We start from the raw sequence: 25506 nt of genomic DNA, 5'->3' as shown, positions 1-25506 counted from the left end.
GGTTCTCTACCCTTAACGTTGCGTGGTGGTACCGAGCATTGCGTAGCTCTCGTACGACTTCATCTGTTTAGCAATCTGCGAGATCTTGCTGGCGTAGTTCGGGTCGGTTGCGTACCCCGCCTTCTGCAGCTCTCGCACAAACTGTTCTGGGTTATCGGCCGACTTGACCGCATCTTGATAGCGCGCATTGTTCTGCAGCAGGCTGACCAGGTCGTGGAAGCTGTCCTGGTAGGAGTCGTAGGAACGGAACGCGGCGGTCTCCTTGACGAAGGCGCCATCGCGGAACTCGCTGGTGATCGCCCGCGCTTCACCGCCCTGCCAACTGCCAGTGGCCTTGATGCCGAACAGGTTGTGGCTGCTGCTGCCATCGGTGTTGCGCATAACCGACTTGCCCCAACCGGTTTCCAGTGCGGCCTGAGCCACCAGGTAGCGCGGGTCGATGCCGATGCGCTTGGCCGCTTGTTGAGCCATTGGCAGCATGGTCGAGACGAATTCGTCACTGTTGCCGAAGGCCCTTTTCGGCGCCAACGGTGGCTGGGCCATGGCCCGACCGAGGATGCGCGTACCGCCATCGGCGGCAGCAAACGCTTGCGCTGGCTCCCAGTCGCCCTTGACCACGCCATTGACCAGCTGCCCGTCACGCGCCGGCAGCGCCGCACCATTGCCGGCCAGTGCCGGGTTACCGGCGGACGGCACAATCCCGGCCAGCAGCCGATCGGTCAGCTTGCCAGGCAGCGACAAGCGCCGCGAATTGAGCGCAGCCACGTCATTGCGCGCAGCACTGCTGGTATCGCCGTGTACCGGAGTCGCCACCTTGTTCCCCCACAGCGCCGGGCCAGCGCCTTCGCCGCGCAGGAACGGGTTAGGCGTCGCCACTGGATTTTTCTGCTTGGACAACTGCCGCACCAGCACATCCTGCAAGCCGATGCCGCCACCTTCGCGGGACATGCTCACGGACAGCTGCTGATCGTACATGTCGCGGTACTGCTTGACCGTTTCGGTGTTCAGCTCGTTGTCTTCAGCGAGCACGTCACTGGCCTTGCGCGAAGCCTTGAGCATCTCGCTGATGAACAGCGACTCGAACTCTTGGGCGACCTTGCGCACGTTCGCTTCGCTGTCACGATCACCGTGCTTGAGCGAGGTCAGGCGGTTGAGGTCGGTGTAGGCACCGCTGTCGGCTTGGCTGGAAACCAGACTCTTGGAATTCATCTAAAGCGTCCTCAAATCACGATCAGGTCGGCTTGCAGAGCACCGGCCTGTTTCAGCGCTTCAAGGATGGCCATCAAGTCACTGGGCGCTGCCCCGACCTGGTTGACCGCTCGGACGATCTCATCCAGCGTAGTGCCCGGGCCGAACTTGAACATCGGTTTGGCTTCCTGCTCGGCGTTCACGCGCGAGCGTGGCACCACAGCCGTCTGGCCATTGGAGAACGGCCCCGGCTGGCTGACGATCGGGTCTTCGGTAATGGTCACGGTGAGGCTGCCGTGGGTAACCGCAGCCGGCGAAACCTTGACGTTCTGGCCGATGACGATGGTGCCGGTACGCGAGTTGATGATGACCTTGGCCACGGCCTGGCCCGGATCGATCTCGAGGTTCTCCAGGATCGACAGGTAGTCGACGCGCTGGCTTGGGTCCATCGGCGCGGTGACCCGCACCGAACCGCCATCGAGGGCCTGGGCAACACCTGGGCCGAGCAGCTCGTTGACCTTGTCGACGATGCGCTTCGCGGTGGTGAAGTCAGGGCGATTGAGGTTCAGGGTGAGGCTGTTGCCCTGGTTGAAACCACTCGGCACGGCCCGCTCGACACTGGCACCGCCAGGGATGCGCCCAGCCGAGGGCACGTTGACGGTGATCTTCGAGCCATCGCGGCCTTCGGCGTCAAAACCGCCGACCACAAGGTTGCCCTGGGCGATGGCGTAGACGTTGCCGTCGATACCCTTGAGCGGGGTCATCAGCAGGCTGCCACCGCGCAGGCTCTTGGAGTTACCGATCGACGACACGGTGATATCCACCACCTGCCCCGGCTTGGCGAACGCCGGCAGATCAGCATGGATCGACACCGCGGCGACGTTCTTCAGCTGCACGTTACCCGAGCCTGGCGGCACCTTGATGCCGAACTGCGAGAGCATGTTGTTGAAGGTCTGCAGGGTGAACGGGGTCTGCGTGGTCTGGTCGCCGGTGCCGTTCAAGCCGACCACCAGGCCATAACCGATCAACTGGTTGGTGCGCACGCCGGAGATACTGGCGATGTCCTTGAGGCGCTCGGCGTGGGCACTGAACGCACAGGATACAAGCACGGTGGCGGCAATCAGCTGCCTGAAATTAAGCATGGGCATCCGTACTCAGAAAGGCCAAAGCGGGCTGAGGAAGAAGCGGTCCAGCCAACCGGGCTGGCTGGCATCGGCAAACGAGCCGGTACCCGAATAGGTGATGCGCGCATCGGCGACGCGGGTCGACGGCACGGTGTTGTCGGTGGCAATGTCATCGGCGCGCACCAGCCCGGCAATCCGCACCAGCTCGTCGCCGGTGTTGAGCGTCATCCACTTCTCGCCACGCACGGCGATGATGCCGTTGGGCAGGACTTCCGCGACGGTCACCGTGACCGAACCGGTCAAGGTGTTGCCCTGGGCCGCCTTGCTGTCACCTTTGGTGGCGCGGCTACCGCTGTAGCCGGCCTCGAGCGACAGGTCACCACTGCCCAACGGGTTATTGGTGTTAGGGATGGCGCCGAACAACGAGGTCAAACCGAGGTTGGCCTTGCTGTCCTTGCCCACCTGCGAGTTGGCACTCTTGCTCGCCGAAGTACGCTCGTTGAGGGTGATCGTGATGATGTCACCCACCCGGAACGCCTTGCGGTCGCCATACAGGTTCTGTTCGAAACCGGCCTGGTAAATCGAGCCGTTGTTGGCCGACGCCGGCAATGGGGTGCGCGGCAACACCGGCGCGTAGTACGGGTCGTTGGGCTTGGGCGTCGGCGCGACGCAACCGGCCAACAACACCGCCCCACCCAGGGCGAATACGGACAACAGACGACTCATGACGCTTCCCTCACGGTAGAACTGGCGCTGCAACAGCGACCTAAGGTTTACAGCTGCTGGGTGACGAACCCGAGCATCTTGTCGGCGGTCGAGATGACTTTGGAGTTCATCTCGTAGGCACGCTGGGTGGTGATCATGTTGACCAGCTCTTCCACGGTGCTGACGTTGGAGTTTTCCAAGGTCTGTTGCAAGGTGGTGCCAAAGCCGTTCAGGCCAGGCGTACCGACCTGCGGTGCGCCGCTGGCGGCGGTTTCAAGGAACAGGTTGTTGCCCATTGCCTGCAGGCCTGCCGGGTTGATGAAGTCAGCCGTCTGCAGGTTGCCGATGATCTGCGCCGCCGGGTTGCCGGCGGTGGTGATCGACACGGTACCGTCCTGGCCCACGGTGAAGGTCTGGGCGTCGTTGGGTACGACAATCGCAGGCTCCAGGGCAAAGCCATTGGCGGTCACGACCTGGCCATCGGAGTTCAGGTGGAAGGTACCGTCACGGGTGTAGGACACGGTGCCATCAGGCTGCAAGACCTGGAAGAAGCCGCGACCGTTCACAGCCAGGTCGAGCGGGTTCTCGGTGGTTTGCAGGCTGCCGGTCTGGAAGTTCTTCTGGGTGCCGACGATGCGCACACCGGTACCGACCTGCAGACCCGAAGGCAGCTCGCTGTCCTGGGTCGACTGGGCGCCAGGCTGGCGTTTGATCTGATACAGCAGGTCCTGAAATTCGGCGCGATCACGCTTGAAGCCGGTGGTCGAAACGTTGGCCAGGTTGTTGGAAATGACCGTCAGGTTGGTGTCCTGGGCGGACAAACCAGTCTTGGCGACCCAAAGTGCCGGAAGCATAGTGTTCTCCTCGCGCGCCTGTTTTTCGGCACCCGTTCAAAATTGATTAGCTGATTTGCAAAACCCGAGCCATGGCTTCATCGCCTTCCTTGGCCGTGTTCATCATCTTCACGTGCAGTTCGAACTGGCGCGACAAGGCCAGCACCGAGGTCATTTCTTCGACGGCATTGACGTTGCTCGACTCGAGGAAGCCCGAGACTACCTTGACGTTGATGTCGGCATCCGCCGGCTGGCCGCTGGCGGTATGGATCATGCCGTCGATGCCTTTGGTCAGGCCCTTGATATCCGGGTTGACCAGCTTGATCCGGTCGACCTCGGCCATCACCCGCGGATCTTCACCCATAGCGCGAATGCTGATAGTGCCGTCTTCGCCGATCTCGACCTTCTGCTCCGGCGGCACGGCAATCGGGCCGCCATTGCCTATCACCGGCATGCCGTTGCCAGCGCGCAGTACGCCCAAGGCATCGATATTGAGGCTGCCGGTGCGTACATAGGCTTCGCTGCCATCAGGGGCCTGCACGGCGATGAAGCCATTGCCGGCCACAGCAACATCCAGCTCACGGCCGGTCTCGACCAGCGCACCGCCAGTGAAGTCGGTGGCCGGACGCTCGGACAGAGCAAACGCCCGCGACGGAAAGCTGTCGCCAAACACCGGAATCGAGCGCGCCTGCTCCAGGTCACGCTGGAAGCCATTGGTTGAAACGTTCGCCAGGTTGTTGGCATGGGCCTTTTGCGCCAGCGCGTTCTGGCTGGCGCCGGTCATGGCCACGTAAAGCATCTTGTCCACAGTCTTCCTCCGCTGCACTGGCGATTGCTTGCCGCTCGCCGCTGCTATACAGGCAATAAAGCAAGTTCCGAACCAACTTTGGCAAAGCATGAAAAAGCCCGTGTTTACGGGCTCTTGGGCGATAAAGGGGAAATACCCACGCCGGATATCCGGCGCTTGCTTGCCGCCGCCGGCAACAGGCTACAACTCGCGGCAACCGGCATTGTTGAACGGGCCGGCAAAACGCTTCCAGCCATCGCCCGGCGACCACTGTGAACAGACCAGCCGGCCGTCCACCTGGCTCTCCCAACGCCACCACGGCGCGGTGCCGGCCTGCGCCTGCAGCAGATACAACACTGCAGCGCCGGCGATGATCAGCTTGTTCATGTCCCCCCCCCTGAAAACGACAAGCCCCTTACAGTGAAGGGGCCCGTCTACCACTGGACTTCAGTACTTCATCAAGCCATCTGGATGATGGTCTGCATGATGGTGCTTTCAGTCGAGATGGTCTTGGCGTTGGCCTGGTAGTTGCTCTGCGCCTTGATCAGCTCGACCAGCTCCTGGGTCAGGTTGACGTTGGAGGCTTCCAGCGAGTTGGACTCGACGCCGCCCAGGGTGCCGGTCTTCGGCGAATCGATGCCCGGAATGCCTGACGAGAAGGTCTCGGTCCAACGGGTACCACCAATCTGCTGCAGGCCTTGCTCGTTGGCGAAGCTGGCCAGCGCCACCTGGCCGATCGCACGCGACTGCTGGTTGCTGAAGCTGGCGAACATGACGCCGGTGGAGTCGATGCTCAGGCTCGACAGGGTACCGGTGGCGTAGCCATCCTGGGACTGCGACGTGCGCGCGGTCTCGTTGTTGTACGAGCTGGTACTGTTCATCGACAGACGCATGCCATCGGCATTGCCTGCCGAGCCATTGGAGCCCCAGTTACCGGCAGCGTCTTTCTCGGCCGGGATCCAGCCCTTCATGGTGAAGGTGTTATTGGTCACGCTCCACTCACCACCAGCAGGCAGGCCTGCCTGATCGGCGGCCATGGAAGCAACACTGCCATCTTCGTTGAAGCTGACAGTACCGACCAGCGGTGCGGTGCTGGTTGGGTCCATCGGGTTACGGCCATCGATCAAGGTGTACATGGTCCATTCGTTCTTGTCGGTCTTGCGATAGAACTGCTCCATGGTGTGCTCGTTGCCCTGACTGTCGTAAACCTTGGTCGGGAACGACTTGGTGTACGAGGTTTCGTCAGACGGGTCGAAGACGATGTCACCCGGGCCAGGCGGGGAAGCCGGCAGCGGGATCGAGGTGGCCGAGGAGTTGAGGTTGATGCCCTGATCGATCAGGGTGGTGGCCTTTGGCGCCAGCGCCGAGGTGTCGATCCTCAGGTCGGTGAGGATGCCCTTCTGGATCTTGCCGTTGGAGTCAGCGGCATAGCCCTGCAGACGCAGACCATCGGAGGTCACCACGAAGTTGTCTTTGTTGTTCTGGAACGCACCGGCACGGGTGTACACCTGACTGCCATTGTCCGAGAGCACGAAGAAGCCCTGACCCTGGATACCCATGTCGAGCACGTTGCCGGTGTTGTTGACGTCACCCTGGCTGAACTGCTGCGAGACCGCCGCCAGACGCACACCGTTGCCGATCTGGTTCTTGCCCACACCGAGGCGGTTGGCGCCGGCGTAGACGTCGGCAAATTCCGCACGGGAAGACTTGAAGCCGGTGGTGTTGACGTTGGCAATGTTGTTGCCGGTAACGTCGAGTTGCTTGTTGGCTGCGTACAGACCGCTAAGGCCGATATTGAAAGACATGCTGTTGCTCCTTGTGCCGTTCTGGCCTTAGATACCGATGGTTTGGACGTCGGAGAGAGAGACCTTGCCGACGCCGGCAAGGTTGAGCACCATTTCGCCGCTGGCGCTGAAACTGACGCTGGTGACCTTGGCCGGCAACAGCGTATTCATCTGTACCGACTTGCCCTCGAAGGTGGTGCTGGCAGTGAAGGTGTAAGTACCTGGATCGACCTTGACGCCCTTGTCGTTGGTGCCATCCCAGATGAAGTCGGCGTAACCGGCTTTCTGCTCACCCAGCTCGATGGTCTTGACGGTGTTGCCGTCCTTGTCCTTGACCGTGATCTTGGCTTCGCTGATGGCCTGCGGCACAACGATCTGGCCGTTGAAGCTATCGGCGGTGTCGACCACGGCCTTGTCGTTCTGCACGATCACCGAACGACCGACCAGCGACGACGCCTGCAGCGCCTGCGACGAGCCGAGCGAACTGGTAATGCTGTTGACCGACTCGTTCAGCGAGGTGATGCCTTCAAGGCTGCTGAACTGCGCCAGCTGAGCGACGAACTCACCGTTCTCCTGCGGATCGAGCGGGTTCTGGTGCTGCATCTGGGTAACCAGCAGTTGCAGAAACGCGTCCTTGCCCAGCGAATCGGTGCCGGTCTTGGAGGCGGTGTCGGTGGCCGTTTTCTTGGTGCCGGTACTGACACCAGAAGCCGTGATCACGTCATTGAGGTTGGTACTGTTGATAGCCATGGTCCGGATTCCTTATCACTGACCCAGGGTCAGTACCTTCTGCATCATGGTCTTGGCAGTGTTCATCAGCTCAGCATTGGTCTGGAACGAACGGTTCGCCGAGATCATGTCAGCCATTTCTTCGACCACGTTGACGTTCGGGTAGTAGACGTAGCCGTCCTTGTTGGCCGCCGGGTGATTAGGCTGGTAGCGGGCTTCCAGATTGCTCTGGTCTTCGATGATGCCCGTCACCTGCACGCCCTGCCCCGCTTCACCCTGGTCCTCGAACAACGACTGCCCCATGCCGGCCTGAGCCTGCTGGAAGGTGGTGGCGAACACGGGGTGACGTGCGCGGTAGGTCTGATCGATGCTCGACGAGACCGTCTCGGCGTTGGCAATGTTCGAAGCGACGGTGTTGAGGCGGGTGTTCTGCGCGCTCATGCCGCTACCGGCGATATTGAAAACGTTGGAAAGGGACATGGTTACTCTCCGCGCAGGGCCGATACCAGCCCTTTGAATTTACTGTTGAGCAAAGTGAAGCTGGCCTGGAAACCGATCGCGTTTTCGGTGTAGTTGGCCTGCTCGACCTGAGCGTCGACGGTGTTCTGGTCGACCGACGGCTGTGTCGGCGTGCGGTACTTGAGGGCGTCGTCGCCCATGGCCAGACCTTGCGCATCGATGTGGCGGGTGTTGGTGCGGTCGAGCGCGAAGCGGCCGTTTTGCTGCTTGTCGCTCTCGGCAGCGAGCACCGACGAAAAGTCCATGTCACGCGCCTTGTAGTTGGGCGTGTCGGCGTTGGTGATGTTGTTGGCCAGGACTTCTGCGCGCTGGGCGCGGAAACCCAAGGCTTTTTCATGGATGCCAAGCGCTTTGTCGAAACTGATGCTCATGGATGCAAACCTTCGCCGGTGGGCCGGAGTGACGTTGGCGAAGTTATAGCAAGGCTTGTGCCAAAGAGCTGGAAGGCACGGAATCAGGGCGTTCAGCCTTGCTTGGGAGCATATGGATGCCAGAAAAGCGGCAAAGTGCTTCCGCTTAATGGGGGGCGGGCGGCAATAGTTAGGCGGCAAAAGCGGCAAATCAAAAAATTGACGCCAACGAAAATATCAATTGGCCACTATTTTAGGATAGGATTCGCGCCGCGCAAACATGCGGCCCCTCAGGCCGTAGTCGCCTGACTTACTGCCTAGAGCCATGCATGGATGCGCACCGTTTGCTCCCCCGTTTTTCAAGGACAGAACCGTGGCTCCCGTTATCTTCCGCAAGACCCTGCTGGCCCTGGCCATCACCGCCAGCGCCCTCCCCGCCTTTGCCGTACCGCTCGCCAACCAGGTGGTCAACCTGACCAACGCCGGCTTCAAGAGCGAGCACCAGACTCACTACGGCAATCTCGAATTCACCGGCAGCTACACCGGCGGCAGCGATGAAGACGCCATTGAACTGAACGGCTCGACGATTACCGGCGACCTGATCCTCAACAGCACCATCGACAGCAGCGGCGACTTTGCCGGCGGCGTGGACATGGACAGCTGGGAAGATGGCCTGAGCTGGGCACGCAACGACATCGCCGGCGACGTCATCAACAAAGGCAGCATCAGCGCCACCGGCGGCGGCGCCAACGCGCTCATGATCGATCCAGCGCGGATCGGCGGCAGCCTGATCAACCAGGGTTTGCTGTCGGCCATCGGCGAGCCACTGACCGACGGCGGCGGCACCGATGTCGCTCGCGCGCTGGACTTCTCCGGCACCTCGCTGATCGAAGGCGACCTGATCAACGCCGACAGCGGCCGTATCGTGGCCAGCGGCGAAAGCGCCCGCGGGATCAACCTCGAAGGCGGCACCATCAATGGCAAGGTGATCAACTACGGCAGCATCGTCGTCAGCGGCGAAGGCGCCACTGCCATCGACGCCACCACCAGCAACCGCGGCGACATGGTCGACCTGGCCGGCATCGAAAACCACGGCACCATCATCGCCACCGGCAACGACGCCAACGGCATCATGCTCGACGGCGCCAGCCTGAGCACCGCCGATGGCGTACACCTGCTCAACACCGGCACCATCATTGCCGAAGACGCGGCAATCACCATCGGCAACGTCGACTTCGACGGCCCGGGCCTGCAACCTCAGTACCAGTTGCACGGCGATCTGAACATCTTCAACAGCGGCACCATCATCTCTCAGGATGAAGCGATCGATGCCTCCGAAGCCAACCGCCCGGTCGAGTTGATCCTGCGCAAAGGCAGCGTGATCGTCGGCAACCTGATCGACCTGTCGAACATCGAAGTCGAGGCCGACACCTCCTTCACGGGCACCGACAGTTCCGCTGACGGCTCCAACATTCGCCTCAAGGACAACGGCTGGATCGACGTCGGTTCGGTTTCAGGCGGCAACTCGGCGACCCTGGCACTGCAGTCGGCGCACACCACCATCGACGGCAACCTATATGTTGCTGGCAACTCGGCACTGGGCCTGACCCTGGGCGCCGACACCAACCCTGCTCGCGCCGTCGTCAGCGTCAGCGGCACCGCTGAATTCGGCGAAGGTGCGCAACTGAAACTGACTGCACGCGGTAGTGACTTCAGCGCCAACGGCAGCCGTTTCAAGCTGATAGAGGCCGGCGAGCTGCAAGGTGCTCCGCTGGTCACCAGCACCTCGGCACTGCTCGATGTCGACACCAGCGCTGTCGAAGGCAACACGGTCGTGGCGGTGGTCACCACCAAGAATCAGCAAGGCATCGACCACGTGCTGGATCTGAATGGCGGCACCATCAACCACAAACGCGCGCTCGGCGCCCTGGCCAAGGACGGCGTCCTCGCCAAGCTTGCCGCCAATGACCCCCTGCTGCGCGCTGCGGCCAACGCCGACAGCAAGCAGCTGGCCAAGATTGCCGAACAGCTGACCCCGGAAACCAACGGCGGTGCTACCCAGGCAGCGACCACCAGCCAAAGCCTGGTCAACGGCGTGACCACCAGCCGCACCAGCGGCCTGCGCGGCGCTTCGTCGGGCGACACGCTCCAGCAGACCGGCGTGTGGATTCAGTCGCTGTACAGCGATGCGAGCCAAGGCCAGCGCGACGGCATTGCCGGCTACAACGCCTACAGCCGCGGCATCGCGGTAGGTGCTGATGGCAAGCTCAACGACCAGCTGACCCTGGGCCTGGCGTACAGCTTCATCAATACCGACGTCAACGGCAAAAGCGGCAACCAGACCGAAGTCGACAGCCACGCATTCACCCTGTACGGCGGCTTTGAGCAGGGTAACTACTTCGTTGACGCCAGCCTGACTTACGGCTTCAACGACAACGAAGGCAAGCGCGACATCGCCGGCACCCGCGCCAAGGCTGACTACGACAGCGACCTGCTGGGCCTGAATCTGGTTGGAGGTTATACCTACCGGATCAACCCACAGTTGCTGATCGAGCCGCGCCTGGCAGCGCGTTACAGCCGAGTGGAAATCGATGGTTACCGTGAGAAAGGTTCTTCTGCTGCGCTGAAGATCGAAGATCAGCGTTATGAAGCGATCGAGCTGGGGGCTGGGGTTCGGGTTGCCGGAAGCGTTGGCCTGGGCGCCGGGACGCTGGAACCGCAGTTCAAGTTGATGGGCTATCACGACTTCGCGGCCGACCAGGCCAGCAGTACGTCTACCTTCCTGCTGGGCAATACGCCGTTCGTGACGAACGGAGCTGATGCGGTGCGCAACAGTTACGAAGCGGGCGTGGGGGCTGATTACAAGTTGGGCGCTGTGACGGTGGGTCTGAATTATGACTACATCGGCAAGTCCGGATTTGATGCCGATGTGTTCTCGGCCAAGGTACGGTATGACTTCTGAGTTGACCTTGTGAGGGGTTGATTGGTTGTTGTTCTGGAAGAGGCTGGCGTCGATTGACGCTGGCCTTTTTTATTGGCTGTGTGGTGATGGCGCTGAAGCTGGGGCCGCTGCGGGCGCCCCGCTCTTGATCTGCGCCAGCGCAGCGAGGCGTGCTCTTGATCTTGATCTGCTGGTGATCTTGATCCACCGGCGACTCAGGAGCCCGAGCGCAGGTCTTGCGCAGGGAGGTGACGGCCATGGATGGCCGGCGATCCGGCAAGGCCGCCCCAACAGTCAGCGCAACGGAACAGGGGCCATATCACTTGGCCTGATAAATAATCCCGGGACTGCACTGGACCATCTGATAATGATCAGGCAACCCATTGAGCGCCTCCGAAGCCCCCAGGAACAAATACCCCCCAGGCTTCAACGTGGCATGGATGCGCAGCAAGATGTCGCGCTTCACCTGCGCCGAGAAATAAATCAGCACGTTCCGGCAGAACACCACATCGAACTTGCCCAGGCTCGCATAGCTGTCGAGCAGGTTGAACGAACGAAACTCGACCCGACTGCGGATCGGCGCCTTGATCGCCCAGCGCCCCGGCGCCTTCACATCGAAGTAGCGCTGCAGACGCTCCTGCGACAAACCACGGGCGATCGACAGACTGTCGTACTCGCCGCTTTTGCAGTTGGTCAGCATGGTCCCCGACAAATCGGTCGCGACGATCTGCGCGCCCATTTTCAGTTGGCCAAGATTGCCCCGCTCGAACTCATCGATCGACATCGACAGAGAATAAGGCTCCTGCCCCGACGAACAGGCCGCCGACCAGATGCGCAGGCGCTGTCCCGGATTGCCCTTGATGAACTCCGGGATGACCTTGTTCTTCAACACCTCGAACGGATAGGTATCGCGAAACCACAAAGTCTCGTTGGTGGTCATCGCATCGACTACCTGCTCACGCAGACCGCTGCGCGGCTGGGTCTGGATACGCTGCACCAGCTCACCAAGCGACTTGATCCCCTGCTGCTCCATCAGCTTGTTCAAACGGCTGGAGACCAGGTACTGCTTATTTTCGCCCAGCAGGATGCCACAGGCTTTTTCCAGGAAGACCCGGAACTGTTCGAAATCCAAATTACCCGTAGACAATGCAACCGCCTCTTTTCAATCGCTAAGGCCGGGGCGTACCCCGACCGGTTTAATGCGTAGCCTTGATCCGGTCAACAACCCGCTGAGCCAGATCGTCCGGCCGGAACTTGGCCAGGAAATCATCGGCCCCGACCTTCTTGACCATGGCCTGGTTGAACACCCCAGACAACGAAGTATGCAGGACGATGTGCAATTGTTGCATGCGCGGATCACTACGAATTGCCGCAGTCAGGGTATAGCCGTCCATTTCCGGCATCTCGATGTCGGAAATCATCATCAGGAATTCCTCTTCCGGACGCTTGCCGTCATCGACCAGCTTGCGCAGGTAATCCAGCGCCTGACGGCCATCATTCAGGGCGATCACCTCGACCCCGACCGTCTGCAGGCAACGGCTGACCTGTTTGCGCGCTACCGACGAGTCATCCACCGTCAACACGCGCAGCGACACCGCTTTGCTGTGCACCTCCTGGTCGACCACGCCGACAGACACCGACTCGGACGATGGCGCAACTTCTGCCAGCACCTTCTCCACGTCGATGATCTCGACCATGCGATTGTCGACCCGGGTCACTGCCGTCAGATAATGGTCGCGGCCAGTACCCTTGGGTGGCGGATGAATCTCCTCCCAGTTCATGTTGACGATGCGCTCGACCGAATGCACCAAAAAGCCCTGCGTCTTGGTGTTGTACTCGGTGATGATCACGAAACTGTTGCGGATGTCTTCCTGCAGGCCGGGCAAGCCGGTTGCCATCGACAGATCAAGAATCGGAATGGTCGCACCGCGAATATTGGCTACGCCGCGCACCACCGGGTGCGACTTGGGCAACACGGTCAATGCCGGGCACTGCAGCACCTCACGGACCTTGAACACGTTGATCCCGTACAACTGAGCGCCATTGAGGCGAAACAGCAAAAGTTCCAGACGATTCTGCCCAACCAGCTGCGTGCGCTGGTTGACCGAATCCATAACACCAGCCATGCCAGACTCCTTAACGTTTCTGCCTTCTTATTAAAGTCGGCACGGGCTTTGCTTTTTTGAGCGTCATGTACATGAAAACGACATTTTCCCGACGATTGACCCGCTTGCTGGCCTCTAGCCTGGCTGCGCTGTGCCTGCTGGCACCTGCCGCTCGGGCGCTGGCCGACGCGGTAACCTTGCCTGAACAGCTTATCGGTGTCACTCAAGGGTTTCTTGAATTCACCGTCGAAGATTATCTGGCCACCAGCCAGACCACCGGGCGTTACGAAATCCAGATCAACAACCTGGACCCGCGCCTGCGCATGCCATTGTGCAGCCAGCCGCTGGACGCGTCGCTGGAAAGCCCGGCGCAGCCGCTCGGACGTGTGACGGTACGCGTGCGCTGTGACAGCGCGGCGCCGTGGACGGTGTTTGTACCGGCCCAGGTCAGGCTGTTTCGCGAAGTGGTGGTCATGGCCCGCCCGCTCAAGCGCGAAAGCGTGGTAAGCGAGGACGACGTGACCCTGCGCGAGCGCGACGTCGGCACCCTCAGCCAGGGTTTTCTCGGCAGTCTGGACCAGGCTGTGGGCATGAAACTGATGCGACCGGTGGTGCTCGACCAGGTGATCACCCCGCAGCACCTTGAACAGGCAGAGCTGATCCGCAAGGGCGATCAAGTGGTGATCGTGGCCCGCAGCGGCACCCTCAGCGTACGCATGCCCGGCGAAGCACTGAGCAAGGGCGGCTTCAGCGAACAGATCAGAGTGCGCAACCTCAACTCCAAGCGGGTGGTCAAGGCGCGGGTTACCGGCCCCGGCCAGGTCGAAGTAGCGATGTAACAGTGCTGGCGGTAAGGAACCGCATTACCTAAACTGTGTCAGAAATCGGGTAGCGAAGGCTTGCTGACAGGCAGCTTCGTATTCGTGCCTAAAGTTTTCTTCGGCTTGGCCGAAAACAAGGCAAGCGTCTTAATACCCAGAGGTTTCTGATCATGGTCATCGACTTCAGTCGTTTGAACAATTCGCCATCAGTTGGCGGCGTACGCGGTGGCACCGCGGCCGGCAGCACCGAAAAAAGCGGTGAAGCCAGCGAAACACCAGCGCGCTCCAGCGTCAGCGGAGAAGCGGTACATTTCAGCCAAGAGGCTCAGCAGTTGCAGAAGATCAGCGACAAGCTGCGCGACCAGCCCGTAGTCAACAGCGCCCGCGTGGCTGAGTTGAAACAAGCGATCGCCGACGGCAGCTACCAGGTCGATGCCGGTCGAGTCGCCAGTAAACTGCTTGATTTCGAAGCTCAGCGCTAAGCCTTCGGCGCGCTGACTTCAAGGACGCTACAAGCCAAAGAGCCAGCCATGCACGACACAACCCTGCTGCAACTGATCGAAGACGACATCGCGCCCACCCAGGAACTGCTCGAGCTGCTACAGAACGAGGCAGTCGCCCTGCATGGCCGTGAAATCGAAGTGCTCGAGACCATTCTCGCCCGCAAGCAGTCTTTGATCGTGCTGCTCGAGCAGCAGGGCCAGCGCCGCAATCACCTGCTCACCAGCCTCGGCCTCACGGCGGATCGCGCCGGTGTGCAGGCAGTTGCCGACCTCTCGCCCAACGGCGAGCTGATCATGCAGCAGCTCGGTGTGCTGACCCAGCTGATGGATACCTGCCAACAGGTCAACGAGACCAACGGGCGGATCATCCAGGTCCAGCAAAACGCCACATCCAATCAAATCCGCATCCTCATGGGCGGCGACTCTCCGTCGCTGTATGACAGCCGTGGCGCAACCTCGCCAATGGTCAAACCGCGGGCGCTTAGCCAAGTGTGATTTTTCTGACATTGCACGGTACTACTGGCAAAATGCCGTTAATTGCGTGTGTCGTTTTTGCCTGGAGATTTATAACCCGTGTTCAATGAATCCGATGCTCCCCAGCCGCCAAAGGTGCTCAATACCCCTTTGGAAATTGTCGCCAACTTGCGTCAACTGCTGGATAGCCACGATCCGCTGATCATCACCTTCCACGAGCGTAGCCAGCGGTTCCAGAGCTATGTAGTGGATGTTGACCGTGACAGCAACAGCGTGGCACTGGATGAAATGATCCCGCGCGACGGGGAAAAATTCATAGAGAACGGCGAACCGTTCCGCGTTGAAGGCTTCCATGACGGCGTGCGTATCGCCTGGGATTGCAACTCGCCATTGACCATCACCGAGGTCGATGGCCACCGCAGCTACCGCGGCCCCCTGCCGGAAGAAGTCGTCTACCACCAGCGCCGCAACGCGTTCCGCGCCGCGCTGAAACTCTCCCAGTTGGTCGATGTGACGCTTGATGGTACCCATATCAAGGGCAATGGCGCACTGCGCGGCAAGCTGCTGGACATCTCCGCCACCGGCTGCAAGATGCGTTTTGAAGGCGACGTAGAAGAGCGTCTGCAATTGGGCCAGGTTTACGAGCGATTCAAGGCGGGCAACCCGTTGGGGCTGGTGGACGTGATGGTCGAGCTGCGTCATCTGCACTTCGAAGAACGCATCAATACCACCTTCGCTGGCGTACGCTTCCACAACCTGAGTGGCCAGGCGCAGCGCAAGATCGAAAGTTTTGTCTACCAGCTGCAGCGTGAAGCGCGGCGATTCGATAAAGACGATTACTGAGATTCCGGGCCCGCTATGCGGGCCCAGCCCTTACAGCTCGGAAGGCCTGCCCTCAGGACCGACCTGATCCTCCTCGGTATCCTCCGCCGCCACTGGCGTCTGCATCACATCCTGCACAGTCTGCTCATCCACCCGCGGGTCGAGCGCCGCCGATAATGGCGAGCCAGCAGCCGGCATCGCGACGTGTCCTAGCGGCGCATCCTCCACCTGGTGCAAACCGGTAACCGCCTTCGGTCGAATCCGCCACACCAGCACCAGCGCGAAGAACAGGAAGAATGCATAGAGCATCTGCGGCCCGAGCAGCTTCATCAGCACGCCTGCCGCCAACGGCCCGATACAGGCGCCCACGCCGTAGGTAACCAGCAACATCGCGGTCAACGACACCCGCCGCTCGCTCTCGACATGGTCATTGGAAAAAGCCACCGCCAGCGGATACAGGCAGAATTGCAACAACGAGATGACAAAGCCGACCGCAAACAGCACTTCCAACGGCACACTGGGCAGGATCGCCAGCGGCAACGCCGCCAGCGCCAGGCCGCCCGCCGCGCTGCGGATCAGCACTGCGCGATCATAACGGTCGGACAACCAGCCCAGCGGCCACTGCACCAACAACCCGGCAAAGATGCAGCAACCCATGAACAAACCGATCTGCTCTGTGCTCAGGCCTTGATTGGAGGCGTACAGCGGCGCCAAACCATAGAACGAGCCGACGATCAGACCCGCGCCAAGCACGGTACTCAGCGACTGCGGCACACGCTTGATGAAGAACTTCGGCTCCATCGGTGCCGGATGCAACGGCGCCGGGTGAATGCGCCGGGTCATCGCCACGGGCACCAGGCACAGGGCGAAGCACATGGCGACCAGCATCAGCAGCTCAGGGCCAAGTTCAGGGTGCACAACCAGAATCAACTGACCCAGCACCAGGCCCAAATACGAAGCGATCATGTAGCCGCTGAATACGGCACCGCGTTGCTTGGCATCGGCCTGCTCATTGAGCCAGCTCTCGATGACCATGTACTGACACATCATGCCCAGACCGACGATGACCCGCAGCCCGACCCACACCGGCAACAGGTCGGTCAGGCCATGGCCCAGCACCGCCGCGCCGACGATACCGGCGCAGGTCGCGTAGGCGCGGATATGCCCAACCCGGGCAATCAGTCGGTGGCCGATCTTGCCGCCCAGCGCCAGACCAAAGTAGTTGGCCGCCATCAAGGCACCTACCCACAGACTGTCAACGTTGTCAGCCGCCAGGCGCAGCGCCAGGTAAGTACTGAGCAGACCGGAGCCGATCAGCATCATCAGCGCAGCAAAGTACAGTGAACGAAAAGACTTCCAGATCTGGCGCATGCGTCCCTGAGGGGCTCCCGATTCAGGTGGAGGGTATGCTGGCAAGCATAAGGGCAAACAGGCCGGGCTGCAGGCCGCAGTCAGCAAAAATGTCTAGCTTCGATGAGTGGGTCACGGCAGAGTTCCTACACACCCTCGTACATCGTCCATCTCATTCACGCAAGGTCATGCCATTGGCTGGCAGCGGCAACGCCGTTTTGTAACGTACTTGCTTGAGGGCGAAGCTGGAGCGGATGTTGGCTACCCCCGGCAAGCGGGTCAGGTAGTCGAGAAACCGCTCCAGCGCCTGAATACTCGGCAACAACACCCTGAGCAGGTAATCCGGGTCGCCGGTCATCAGGTAACACTCCATCACCTCGGGCCGCTCGGCGATCTCTTCCTCGAAGCGATGCAGCGACTGCTCGACCTGCTTTTCCAGGCTGACATGGATGAACACATTGACGTCCAGCCCCAGCGCCTCAGGCGACAGCAAGGTCACTTGCTGGCGAATTACGCCCAGCTCCTCCATCGCCTTGACGCGATTGAAGCACGGCGTCGGTGACAGGTTGACCGAGCGGGCCAGCTCGGCGTTGGTGATGCGGGCGTTTTCCTGCAGGCTGTTGAGAATGCCGATATCGGTGCGATCGAGTTTGCGCATGAGACAAAATCACCAGTTTTTTGTGTTTATGCGGAATGTTTATCTGGGCCTGACGGCAAAGGCAATCAACAAGAGAGAAATATTCTCCTGCGCTCCCACTACCATGTAATCAGCACTGACCTGCTGGTCACGAGCCGGCATTCAGCGGCGACCGCTTCAAAGCTCACAAAAACAATATTCGAGCGAGCGTAAACAGCATGAACGAGTACGCCCCCCTGCGTTTGCATGTGCCCGAGCCTACCGGCCGGCCAGGCTACCAGACTGATTTCTCCTACCTGCGTCTGAACGATGCAGGCCAGGTTCGCAAGCCCCCTATCGATGTCGAGCCTGCGGAAACCGCAGACCTGTCCAACAGCCTGGTGCGCGTGCTCGATGAGCACGGCAACGCGGTTGGCCCATGGGCTGCGGACATCGACCCGCAGATCCTGCGTCAGGGTATGCGCGCCATGCTCAAGACGCGTATCTTCGACAGCCGCATGGTGGTTGCCCAGCGCCAGAAGAAGATGTCTTTCTACATGCAAAGCCTTGGCGAAGAGGCCATTGGCAGCGCTCAGGCGTTGGCGCTGAACCGCAGCGACATGTGCTTCCCGACCTACCGCCAGCAAAGCATCCTGATGGCCCGCGACGTGTCGCTGGTCGACATGATATGCCAACTGCTGTCCAACGAGCGCGATCCGCTCAAGGGCCGTCAGCTGCCGATCATGTACTCGGTGCGCGAAGCCGGCTTCTTCACCATCAGCGGCAACCTCGCCACCCAGTTCGTCCAGGCCGTCGGCTGGGCGATGGCCTCGGCGATCAAGGGCGATACCAAGATCGCCTCGGCCTGGATCGGCGACGGCGCTACTGCCGAGTCGGACTTCCACACTGCCCTGACCTTTGCCCATGTCTACCGCGCGCCGGTGATTCTCAACGTGGTCAACAACCAGTGGGCGATCTCGACCTTCCAGGCAATCGCCGGCGGTGAGTCGACCACCTTTGCCGGCCGTGGCGTTGGCTGCGGTATCGCCTCGCTGCGCGTCGACGGCAACGACTTCGTTGCGGTGTATGCCGCCTCGCGCTGGGCCGCTGAACGCGCCCGCCGTGGCCTTGGCCCAACCCTGATCGAATGGGTCACCTACCGCGCCGGCCCGCACTCGACCTCGGACGACCCTTCCAAGTACCGCCCTGCCGATGACTGGAGCCACTTCCCGCTGGGCGACCCGATCGCCCGCCTCAAGCAGCATATGATTCACATCGGCCAGTGGTCCGAAGAAGAACATCAGGCAGTAACTGCCGAGTTCGAAGCCGAAGTGATCAAGGCACAGAAGCAAGCAGAGCAGTACGGCACCATGAGCAATGGCCAGATCCCCAGTGCCGCCTCGATGTTCGAGGACGTGTACAAGGAAATGCCTGAGCACCTGCGCCGTCAGCGCCAAGAGCTGGGGGTCTGAACATGAACGATCACAACAACAGCATCGACCTGGAAACCGCCATGTCCACCACGACCATGACCATGATCCAGGCCTTGCGCTCGGCCATGGATGTGATGCTTGAGCGCGATGACAATGTGGTCATCTATGGCCAGGATGTCGGCTATTTCGGCGGTGTGTTCCGCTGCACTGAAGGTCTGCAGACCAAGTATGGCAAGTCGCGGGTATTCGATGCGCCGATTTCCGAAAGCGGCATCGTCGGTACTGCTGTCGGCATGGGTGCCTATGGCCTGCGCCCGGTGGTGGAAATCCAGTTCGCCGACTACTTCTACCCGGCCTCCGATCAGATCGTCTCGGAGATGGCCCGCCTGCGCTATCGCTCGGCCGGTGAGTTCATTTCGCCGCTGACCCTGCGCATGCCTTGCGGCGGCGGCATCTATGGCGGGCAAACCCACAGCCAGAGCCCTGAGGCGATGTTCACCCAGGTCTGCGGGCTGCGCACGGTCATGCCGTCCAACCCGTATGACGCCAAGGGCCTGTTGATTGCCTCGATCGAATGCGACGACCCGGTGATCTTCCTCGAGCCCAAGCGCCTGTACAACGGCCCGTTCGACGGCCACCACGACCGCCCGGTGACGCCATGGGCCAAGCATGCCCAGAGCGCGGTGCCGGACGGCTACTACAAAGTGCCGCTGGACAAGGCTGCGATCGTGCGGCCTGGCAACGACGTGACCGTGCTGACCTACGGCACCACCGTCTATGTCGCGCAAGTGGCTGCCGAAGAGACCGGCGTCGACGCCGAAGTCATCGATCTGCGCAGCCTGTGGCCGCTGGACCTGGACGCCATTGTCGATTCGGTGAAAAAAACCGGCCGCTGCGTGATCGTGCACGAAGCCACACGCACCTGCGGTTTTGGTGCCGAGTTGGTCGCGCTGGTGCAAGAGCATTGCTTCCATCACCTCGAAGCGCCGATCGAGCGCGTCACCGGCTGGGACACGCCCTACCCGCACGCACAGGAATGGGCGTACTTCCCAGGCCCTTCGCGGGTTGGCGCGGCACTGAAAAAGGTCATGGAGGTCTGAATGGGCACGCACGTCATCAAGATGCCGGACATCGGCGAAGGCATCGCGCAGGTCGAGTTGGTTGAGTGGTTCGTCAAGGTCGGCGATGTGATTACCGAAGATCAGGTAGTGGCCGATGTCATGACCGACAAGGCCACGGTGGAAATCCCCTCGCCGGTCAGCGGCACGGTAATGGCCCTCGGCGGCCAGCCGGGTGAGGTAATGGCGGTCGGCAGCGAGCTGATCCGCATCGAAGTCGAAGGCAGTGGCAACCATGTTGATGCGCCTGACAGCAAACCGGCTGCAGTAGCTACGGCACCTGCCGTCAGCACTGCACACACTGAAGCGCCAGCGCCAGTAGCTCCCCCGGCCAGCGTCACCAGCCAGCCTGCGGCGAGCAAGCCCAGCGCTGAAATCGTGCCGCGCCAGGCCAACGAAAAACCACTGGCCTCCCCTGCCGTGCGCAAGCGCGCGCTGGATGCCGGTATCGAATTACGTTATGTGCACGGCAGTGGCCCGGCCGGGCGTATTCAGCACGAAGACCTCGACAACTTCATGAGCAAACCACAGTCCGCTGCCGGGCAAGCGCCAAGTGGTTATAGCCGGCGCACCGACAGCGAACAGGTCCCGGTGATCGGTCTGCGCCGCAAGATCGCCCAGCGCATGCAGGATGCCAAGCGCCGTGTTGCCCACTTCAGCTACGTTGAAGAAATCGACGTGACCGCGCTGGAGGCCCTGCGCCAACAGCTCAATCGCAAGTACGGCGAAAGCCGCGGCAAACTCACCCTGCTGCCGTTGCTGGTGCGGGCAATGGTCGTCGCCCTGCGCGACTTCCCGCAGATCAACGCCACCTATGACGACGAAGCCCAGGTCATCACCCGTCATGGTGCGGTGCATGTCGGCATTGCCACCCAGGGCGACAACGGCCTGATGGTCCCGGTACTGCGTCACGCCGAGGCCGGCAGCCTGTGGAGCAATGCCAGCGAAATCACCCGCCTGGCCCACGCGGCGCGCAACAACAAGGCCAGCCGCGACGAGCTGTCCGGCTCGACCATCACCCTGACCAGCCTTGGCGCCCTGGGCGGCATTGTCAGCACGCCCGTGGTCAACACCCCGGAGGTAGCGATCGTCGGCGTCAACCGCATGGTCGAACGGCCGGTGGTGGTCGACGGCCAGATCGTCGTGCGCAAGATGATGAACCTGTCCAGCTCGTTCGATCACCGCGTGGTCGATGGCATGGACGCCGCCTTGTTCATCCAGGCCGTGCGCGGCTTGCTTGAGCAACCCGCCTGCCTGTTCGTGGAGTGAGCATGACTCAGACCCTCAACACCACCCTACTGATCATCGGTGGCGGCCCTGGCGGCTATATCGCAGCGATCCGTGCCGGCCAGCTGGGCATCCCGACCGTATTGATCGAAGGTCAGGCGCTCGGCGGCACCTGCCTGAATGTTGGCTGCATCCCGTCCAAGGCGCTGATCCATGTAGCCGAGCAGTTTCACCAGACCTGCCGGCATAGCGAACACGCCGCCCTGGGCATCAGCGTGGCCACACCGCAGCTGGACATCAGCCGCAGCGTGGCCTGGAAAGACGGCATTGTCGATCGTTTGACCAGTGGTGTCGCGGCCTTGCTGAAAAAGCACGGCGTAACCGTGATCCATGGCTGGGCGAAGATCGTCGATGGCAAAAGCGTCGAGGTCGATGGGCAGTTGATCCGTTGTGATCATCTGCTGCTGGCCACCGGCTCCAGCAGCGTCGAACTGCCGATGCTGCCGCTGGGCGGCGCGGTGATCTCGTCCACTGAAGCACTCGCGCCCAAGGCACTGCCCCAGCACCTGGTGGTCGTCGGCGGCGGCTACATCGGCCTGGAGCTGGGTATCGCCTATCGCAAGCTTGGGGTACAGGTCAGCGTGGTCGAGGCGCGTGAGCGGATCTTGCCGACTTACGATGCCGAATTGACTGCACCGGTTGCCGAGTCATTGAAAAAGCTCGGCGTCGCCACATACCTGGGCCACAGCGTCGAAGGCTATGAGGGCGGCTCCTTGCAGGCGCGCACTGCCGACGGCCAACAACTGCTGCTGGAGGCCGATCAGGTGCTGGTCGCCGTCGGTCGCCGGCCACGCACGCAAGGCTTCAATCTGGAAAGTCTGGGGCTGAGTATGAACGGTGCTGCCGTGGCCATTGATGAGCGCTGCCAGACCAGCATGCGCAACGTCTGGGCCATCGGCGATGTGGCGGGTGAGCCAATGCTGGCGCACCGCGCCATGGCCCAGGGCGAAATGGTCGCCGAGCTGATCGCCGGCCACGCACGGCGCTTTGCGCCCACCGCGATTGCCGCAGTGTGCTTTACCGATCCAGAGTTGGTGGTGGTTGGGCATACGCCGGAGCAGGCCAGCCAGCAAGGTCTGGATTGCATCGTTGCGCAGTTCCCGTTCGCGGCCAATGGTCGGGCCATGACGCTCGAGTCAAAGACCGGCTTCGTGCGCGTGGTAGCGCGGCGCGACAACCATCTGATCGTGGGTTGGCAGGCAGTGGGCGTGGCAGTTTCAGAACTGTCGACGGCGTTTGCTCAGTCGCTGGAGATGGGCGCGCGGCTGGAGGACATAGCCGGCACCATCCATGCCCACCCGACCCTGGGTGAGGCGGTGCAGGAAGCCGCGTTGCGCGCTTTGGGGCACGCACTGCATATCTAACGGCAGGACCGGCGTGCACCGCGCTCTGCGCTGCACGCTTGGGTCTGATCAGAGTTTGAAGCGGACCCGGATGGTGCTTTTGCCTTCCAGCCGATCAATCGAAATGGCGCTGTCGCCGTAACCCGAGTAACTCTTGACCAGGCGCATGCCCAGTCCCGTGCCACTGGGTTTGGGAAAGGTCTCCGGGAAGCCGTCACCCTGGTCGGTCACCGTGATCAAGGCATGATCCTCAGCCTTGTGCAGGCTGACCTCGATTTTTCCCTTGCCGTACTTGAGCGCATTGGTGATCAGCTCGGACACCACCATCCCCAGCGGCGCCATTCTTTCTTGCGCCAGCACAAACGACGTAGCCTCCAACGAGATCTTGCGATCACCCAACGCACTGCCCAGATCACCCAACAGCGCACCCAGATACTCAACCACATCGAGTTCCTGGCTTTCTGTCGCCTGGTACAAGCGCTCGTGCACGCTGGCAATCGTCACCACGCGCCCAGCGGCAGTCTCCAGCTGGAGCTTGACCGCCTCGTCCGCGGCCAGGTTGGCTTGCAACATAAGCAAGGTGTTGACCAGGTGCAGGCTGTTCTTGACCCGGTGGTGAATCTCTTCAAGGAACAGATCACTTTCGTCGAGCTTGGAGTTCTGCGCGGCGATCAGTGAGAGCAGCCTGGCCTCATGGTGGTGGCGCTCGGTGATGTCGCGGGACACGGCAATCAGCTTGCTGATCTCGCCGTCCGGGCTGACGATCGGCGCCACGGTGACATCCCACCAACGGGGCTCGTTGCTGGCGGTCGGGCAGAACGCCTCGAAGCGGGCGGATTCGCCGCTGCTGACCTTCTCGATAACGCCCAGCACAAGGTCCTTGGACTCTTCTGGCCACAGCTGCGGCCAAGGCTTGCCTTTGACCTCGGCCAGATCGCCGACCTGCATCAGGCACATGCCGGCGTCATTCATGAACTCGATTTCGCCATCGGTCGACAACACCTTCACGCAGTCTGGGCTGGCGTTGAGCATGCTCTCCGAATACGGGTCGGGCAGCGCCTCGGCGTTACCAGCCGCCAACCGCTCGACTGCCATCGACAGCACGTTGGCGATGCCTTCGAGAAAGACGATATCGCTCTCGATGAAGTCATCACCGTCGGTGCTGTCGGCTTCAAGTACGCCGAACGGCGTCATCGCACCACGAATCGGCACGTTGATGGCACGCTCGATACCGTATTTCTTCAGCATCTCGGGGGTGCGAAAACGGTGCTCCTGACCAAGATGATTGGACAGCACCGGGCGGTAGGTGGCGATGGCATAACCCGCCGGACTGGCGACATCACCACCCAGCGTCGCGTGGCCGATATCGGCTTCGTCCCAGCCAACCCCGTGCGACAGCAGCAAGTCTTCACTGTCGGGCAGCGGCGTCAGCACCTTGGCAAAGCGCGTCTGCATGCCTTCGGCAACCACGACGCAAGCCTTGGTTAGCAACAGATCCAGGTCACTCGCCTTGAGCGAGGCGACGCCAAACTCGACCACCAACTCATGCTGGCGATGAAGCCGCGCATGGGACCTCTGCAATGCCGCACGAATGGTCTCGTCGGCAGGAGATTGCTGCATCGTGATGTCTTCCACAGAGTAGTGAATAAGCCTGCCCAGCGCAGTAATCCCGATCGTTTGGGATCAAGTTGGGCGTTGCAGCATGGAAATGGTCGAGAATTTTCCGAGAATCTAGCATGAAAGTGCCAGGTCCGGCGGGAAATGTCAGGGGGAGCTGACGGTGCTGCGTGGACGCCTGCAGCGCAAGATATGGTGTCCCAGGGCCGGTTCGAACGGCCAACCTTCCCCTTAGGAGGGGGATGCTCTATCCAATTGAGCTACTGGGACCAGTGCCACCGGCGAGCGCCGATTAGCGTGACGGCGAGCATGTTAACCAGCGCCAGACCGTTTGTCATGCCCGATTCGGGCTTTTGCCACGTAAGACTTGTCATAGCGGTCAGGCTTGAAGCAGACCTTCGGCCCGCAGCAAGGCAAACAGGCTGGTGACCGATTGCTCCAGCGCCTGCGAGTTGTCCAGCACATGCACGTTGTCGGCGTCGGTCACCTGCAGTTCGGCGCTGCGCTGCAAACGCTGCTCGATGGCTTGCGGGGTCTCTCGGCCTCGCGCCAGCAAACGCTGACGCAAGACGGTCGGGTTTACCTCGAGGCGGATTGCCAACAGGTCCGGGTAACGTCGCCGCGCTTGGGCCAGGTACGCCCGCGAACCGTTGACCAGAACATGCTTGCCGGCTTGCAGCCACTGATCAATCTGCGCCGGAATGCCATATGCCAGAGCATTTGCCTGCCAATACATGGCAAAATGCCCATCTGCGCGCATCTGCTCGAATTGCTCAGGGCTGACACCCTGCGCGGCCTCGCCCTGTGCTTCGGGCGAGCGGGTAATGACGCGGCGAGCAACCATGATGCCGTGCTCGGTCAATTTCGCGCGAGACGCGTCGATCAGGGAATCTTTTCCTGATCCAGAGGGTCCAACGAGGAATATCAGCCTACCTACTGTCGGTGGACTGCCGCTTGCGTCATATTGCATAGCCACTATGCTCACTGTTAGGGACCGAGCGCATTCCAGGTGTTTTCCCTGCCCTTTTCCGACTGTTACCAGATTTTGACGGCAAAG

General features: G+C 61.2%; 25 protein-coding genes and 1 tRNA gene. 9 read left to right on the top strand and 17 right to left on the bottom strand.

What is annotated here, in order from left to right; translation table 11 throughout:
- Positions 1 to 12: 12 nt before the first annotated feature.
- From flgJ to flgB, 10 genes are all read right to left on the bottom strand, one after another.
- On the bottom strand, positions 13 to 1209 hold the full coding sequence (flgJ, locus tag HU736_RS00385; protein WP_186698605.1) for a flagellar assembly peptidoglycan hydrolase FlgJ: 1197 nt from the start codon (positions 1207 to 1209) through the stop codon (positions 13 to 15).
- An 11-nt stretch (positions 1210 to 1220) separates the two neighbouring features.
- Positions 1221 to 2330 carry a flagellar basal body P-ring protein FlgI gene (locus HU736_RS00380; protein WP_101317781.1) on the bottom strand — a complete coding sequence of 370 codons (1110 nt, stop codon included), beginning with the start codon at positions 2328 to 2330 and terminating at the stop codon, positions 1221 to 1223.
- 12 nt (positions 2331 to 2342) lie between these two features.
- Entirely contained in the window at positions 2343 to 3038 is a 696-nt protein-coding gene (gene flgH, locus HU736_RS00375; RefSeq protein ID WP_103436628.1) for a flagellar basal body L-ring protein FlgH, read from the bottom strand.
- Between the two features lie 47 nt (positions 3039 to 3085).
- A complete protein-coding gene (gene flgG / locus HU736_RS00370; protein ID WP_101317777.1) occupies positions 3086 to 3871 on the bottom strand; it encodes a flagellar basal-body rod protein FlgG in 786 nt (261 codons plus the stop codon).
- 46 nt (positions 3872 to 3917) lie between these two features.
- Complete coding sequence (locus HU736_RS00365; protein ID WP_103436627.1) at positions 3918 to 4658, bottom strand: flagellar basal body rod protein FlgF; 741 nt, start codon at positions 4656 to 4658, stop codon at positions 3918 to 3920.
- Between the two features lie 180 nt (positions 4659 to 4838).
- Entirely contained in the window at positions 4839 to 5024 is a 186-nt protein-coding gene (locus HU736_RS00360; protein WP_103436626.1) for a hypothetical protein, read from the bottom strand.
- A 71-nt stretch (positions 5025 to 5095) separates the two neighbouring features.
- Positions 5096 to 6442, bottom strand: coding sequence for a flagellar hook protein FlgE (gene flgE / locus HU736_RS00355; RefSeq protein ID WP_186698603.1), 1347 nt, complete (start codon positions 6440 to 6442; stop codon positions 5096 to 5098).
- 27 nt (positions 6443 to 6469) lie between these two features.
- Positions 6470 to 7171, bottom strand: a complete 702-nt coding sequence (flgD, locus tag HU736_RS00350) for a flagellar hook assembly protein FlgD (protein WP_181107571.1) — start codon at positions 7169 to 7171, stop codon at positions 6470 to 6472.
- A 15-nt stretch (positions 7172 to 7186) separates the two neighbouring features.
- Positions 7187 to 7630, bottom strand: a complete 444-nt coding sequence (flgC, locus tag HU736_RS00345) for a flagellar basal body rod protein FlgC (protein ID WP_101317767.1) — start codon at positions 7628 to 7630, stop codon at positions 7187 to 7189.
- Between the two features lie 2 nt (positions 7631 to 7632).
- Positions 7633 to 8040, bottom strand: a complete 408-nt coding sequence (flgB, locus tag HU736_RS00340; protein ID WP_103436623.1) for a flagellar basal body rod protein FlgB — start codon at positions 8038 to 8040, stop codon at positions 7633 to 7635.
- 352 nt (positions 8041 to 8392) lie between these two features.
- Between flgB and HU736_RS00335 the strand changes: the two genes are divergently transcribed.
- Positions 8393 to 10981 (top strand): autotransporter family protein, encoded by a 2589-nt coding sequence (locus HU736_RS00335; protein ID WP_367615274.1) that lies wholly within the window; start codon positions 8393 to 8395, stop codon positions 10979 to 10981.
- A 298-nt stretch (positions 10982 to 11279) separates the two neighbouring features.
- Here the strand turns inward: HU736_RS00335 and cheR are convergent, their stop codons facing one another.
- Together cheR and HU736_RS00325 are read right to left on the bottom strand one after the other, a co-directional pair.
- A complete protein-coding gene (gene cheR, locus HU736_RS00330; protein ID WP_103436621.1) occupies positions 11280 to 12107 on the bottom strand; it encodes a protein-glutamate O-methyltransferase CheR in 828 nt (275 codons plus the stop codon).
- Positions 12108 to 12156: 49 nt separating this feature from the next.
- On the bottom strand, positions 12157 to 13086 hold the full coding sequence (locus HU736_RS00325) for a chemotaxis protein CheV (RefSeq protein ID WP_103436620.1): 930 nt from the start codon (positions 13084 to 13086) through the stop codon (positions 12157 to 12159).
- A gap of 65 nt (positions 13087 to 13151) precedes the next feature.
- Here HU736_RS00325 and flgA point away from each other — a divergent pair, with 65 nt between their 5' ends.
- From flgA to HU736_RS00305, 4 genes are all read left to right on the top strand, one after another.
- A complete protein-coding gene (flgA, locus tag HU736_RS00320; RefSeq protein ID WP_186698599.1) occupies positions 13152 to 13904 on the top strand; it encodes a flagellar basal body P-ring formation chaperone FlgA in 753 nt (250 codons plus the stop codon).
- A gap of 152 nt (positions 13905 to 14056) precedes the next feature.
- Complete coding sequence (gene flgM / locus HU736_RS00315) at positions 14057 to 14368, top strand: flagellar biosynthesis anti-sigma factor FlgM (RefSeq protein ID WP_186698597.1); 312 nt, start codon at positions 14057 to 14059, stop codon at positions 14366 to 14368.
- A gap of 48 nt (positions 14369 to 14416) precedes the next feature.
- Complete coding sequence (locus HU736_RS00310; protein WP_101317752.1) at positions 14417 to 14884, top strand: flagella synthesis protein FlgN; 468 nt, start codon at positions 14417 to 14419, stop codon at positions 14882 to 14884.
- A 78-nt stretch (positions 14885 to 14962) separates the two neighbouring features.
- Complete coding sequence (locus HU736_RS00305) at positions 14963 to 15706, top strand: flagellar brake protein (protein ID WP_186698594.1); 744 nt, start codon at positions 14963 to 14965, stop codon at positions 15704 to 15706.
- A 30-nt stretch (positions 15707 to 15736) separates the two neighbouring features.
- Here HU736_RS00305 and HU736_RS00300 read toward each other — a convergent pair whose 3' ends face one another.
- Positions 15737 to 17056, bottom strand: coding sequence for an MFS transporter (locus tag HU736_RS00300; RefSeq protein ID WP_103436617.1), 1320 nt, complete (start codon positions 17054 to 17056; stop codon positions 15737 to 15739).
- A gap of 151 nt (positions 17057 to 17207) precedes the next feature.
- Entirely contained in the window at positions 17208 to 17693 is a 486-nt protein-coding gene (gene bkdR, locus HU736_RS00295) for a Bkd operon transcriptional regulator BkdR (RefSeq protein WP_027593063.1), read from the bottom strand.
- 197 nt (positions 17694 to 17890) lie between these two features.
- On the opposite strand from bkdR, the gene HU736_RS00290 reads away from it, so the two are divergent.
- From HU736_RS00290 to lpdA, 4 genes are read left to right on the top strand one after another with little or no spacing between them, the layout of a single operon-like run.
- Positions 17891 to 19123, top strand: a complete 1233-nt coding sequence (locus HU736_RS00290) for a 3-methyl-2-oxobutanoate dehydrogenase (2-methylpropanoyl-transferring) subunit alpha (protein ID WP_186698592.1) — start codon at positions 17891 to 17893, stop codon at positions 19121 to 19123.
- Between the two features lie 2 nt (positions 19124 to 19125).
- Complete coding sequence (locus HU736_RS00285; protein ID WP_103436615.1) at positions 19126 to 20184, top strand: alpha-ketoacid dehydrogenase subunit beta; 1059 nt, start codon at positions 19126 to 19128, stop codon at positions 20182 to 20184.
- A complete protein-coding gene (locus tag HU736_RS00280; protein ID WP_186698590.1) occupies positions 20185 to 21471 on the top strand; it encodes a dihydrolipoamide acetyltransferase family protein in 1287 nt (428 codons plus the stop codon).
- Between the two features lie 2 nt (positions 21472 to 21473).
- Complete coding sequence (lpdA, locus tag HU736_RS00275; protein WP_103436613.1) at positions 21474 to 22853, top strand: dihydrolipoyl dehydrogenase; 1380 nt, start codon at positions 21474 to 21476, stop codon at positions 22851 to 22853.
- Between the two features lie 48 nt (positions 22854 to 22901).
- On the opposite strand, the gene HU736_RS00270 is transcribed toward lpdA, so the two are convergent.
- The 3 genes from HU736_RS00270 to phnN all read right to left on the bottom strand — a co-directional run bounded on the left by HU736_RS00270 (position 22902) and on the right by phnN (position 25419).
- Positions 22902 to 24452 (bottom strand): sensor histidine kinase, encoded by a 1551-nt coding sequence (locus tag HU736_RS00270; RefSeq protein ID WP_186698587.1) that lies wholly within the window; start codon positions 24450 to 24452, stop codon positions 22902 to 22904.
- A 190-nt stretch (positions 24453 to 24642) separates the two neighbouring features.
- A tRNA-Arg gene (locus tag HU736_RS00265) sits at positions 24643 to 24719 on the bottom strand.
- Between the two features lie 109 nt (positions 24720 to 24828).
- On the bottom strand, positions 24829 to 25419 hold the full coding sequence (phnN, locus tag HU736_RS00260; RefSeq protein WP_186698585.1) for a phosphonate metabolism protein/1,5-bisphosphokinase (PRPP-forming) PhnN: 591 nt from the start codon (positions 25417 to 25419) through the stop codon (positions 24829 to 24831).
- Positions 25420 to 25506 lie beyond the last annotated feature (87 nt).

This window comes from Pseudomonas shirazensis (assembly GCF_014268785.2).
Taxonomy (GTDB): Bacteria; Pseudomonadota; Gammaproteobacteria; order Pseudomonadales; family Pseudomonadaceae; genus Aquipseudomonas; species Aquipseudomonas shirazensis.
This window is presented reverse-complemented; position numbering and strand designations above follow the sequence as displayed.

Coding starts and splice junctions, on each gene's coding strand:
- HU736_RS00285 (WP_103436615.1), top strand. CDS start 19,126: ATGAACGATCACAACAACAGCATCGACCTGGAAACCGCCATGTCCACC.
- flgH (WP_103436628.1), bottom strand. CDS start 3,038: ATGAGTCGTCTGTTGTCCGTATTCGCCCTGGGTGGGGCGGTGTTGTTG.
- HU736_RS00310 (WP_101317752.1), top strand. CDS start 14,417: ATGCACGACACAACCCTGCTGCAACTGATCGAAGACGACATCGCGCCC.
- HU736_RS00360 (WP_103436626.1), bottom strand. CDS start 5,024: ATGAACAAGCTGATCATCGCCGGCGCTGCAGTGTTGTATCTGCTGCAG.
- HU736_RS00325 (WP_103436620.1), bottom strand. CDS start 13,086: ATGGCTGGTGTTATGGATTCGGTCAACCAGCGCACGCAGCTGGTTGGG.
- HU736_RS00380 (WP_101317781.1), bottom strand. CDS start 2,330: ATGCTTAATTTCAGGCAGCTGATTGCCGCCACCGTGCTTGTATCCTGT.
- phnN (WP_186698585.1), bottom strand. CDS start 25,419: ATGCAATATGACGCAAGCGGCAGTCCACCGACAGTAGGTAGGCTGATA.
- HU736_RS00290 (WP_186698592.1), top strand. CDS start 17,891: ATGAACGAGTACGCCCCCCTGCGTTTGCATGTGCCCGAGCCTACCGGC.
- flgM (WP_186698597.1), top strand. CDS start 14,057: ATGGTCATCGACTTCAGTCGTTTGAACAATTCGCCATCAGTTGGCGGC.
- bkdR (WP_027593063.1), bottom strand. CDS start 17,693: ATGCGCAAACTCGATCGCACCGATATCGGCATTCTCAACAGCCTGCAG.
- HU736_RS00300 (WP_103436617.1), bottom strand. CDS start 17,056: ATGCGCCAGATCTGGAAGTCTTTTCGTTCACTGTACTTTGCTGCGCTG.
- lpdA (WP_103436613.1), top strand. CDS start 21,474: ATGACTCAGACCCTCAACACCACCCTACTGATCATCGGTGGCGGCCCT.
- flgD (WP_181107571.1), bottom strand. CDS start 7,171: ATGGCTATCAACAGTACCAACCTCAATGACGTGATCACGGCTTCTGGT.
- HU736_RS00270 (WP_186698587.1), bottom strand. CDS start 24,452: ATGCAGCAATCTCCTGCCGACGAGACCATTCGTGCGGCATTGCAGAGG.
- HU736_RS00280 (WP_186698590.1), top strand. CDS start 20,185: ATGGGCACGCACGTCATCAAGATGCCGGACATCGGCGAAGGCATCGCG.
- flgJ (WP_186698605.1), bottom strand. CDS start 1,209: ATGAATTCCAAGAGTCTGGTTTCCAGCCAAGCCGACAGCGGTGCCTAC.
- flgE (WP_186698603.1), bottom strand. CDS start 6,442: ATGTCTTTCAATATCGGCCTTAGCGGTCTGTACGCAGCCAACAAGCAA.
- flgB (WP_103436623.1), bottom strand. CDS start 8,040: ATGAGCATCAGTTTCGACAAAGCGCTTGGCATCCATGAAAAAGCCTTG.
- flgG (WP_101317777.1), bottom strand. CDS start 3,871: ATGCTTCCGGCACTTTGGGTCGCCAAGACTGGTTTGTCCGCCCAGGAC.
- flgA (WP_186698599.1), top strand. CDS start 13,152: ATGTACATGAAAACGACATTTTCCCGACGATTGACCCGCTTGCTGGCC.
- flgC (WP_101317767.1), bottom strand. CDS start 7,630: ATGTCCCTTTCCAACGTTTTCAATATCGCCGGTAGCGGCATGAGCGCG.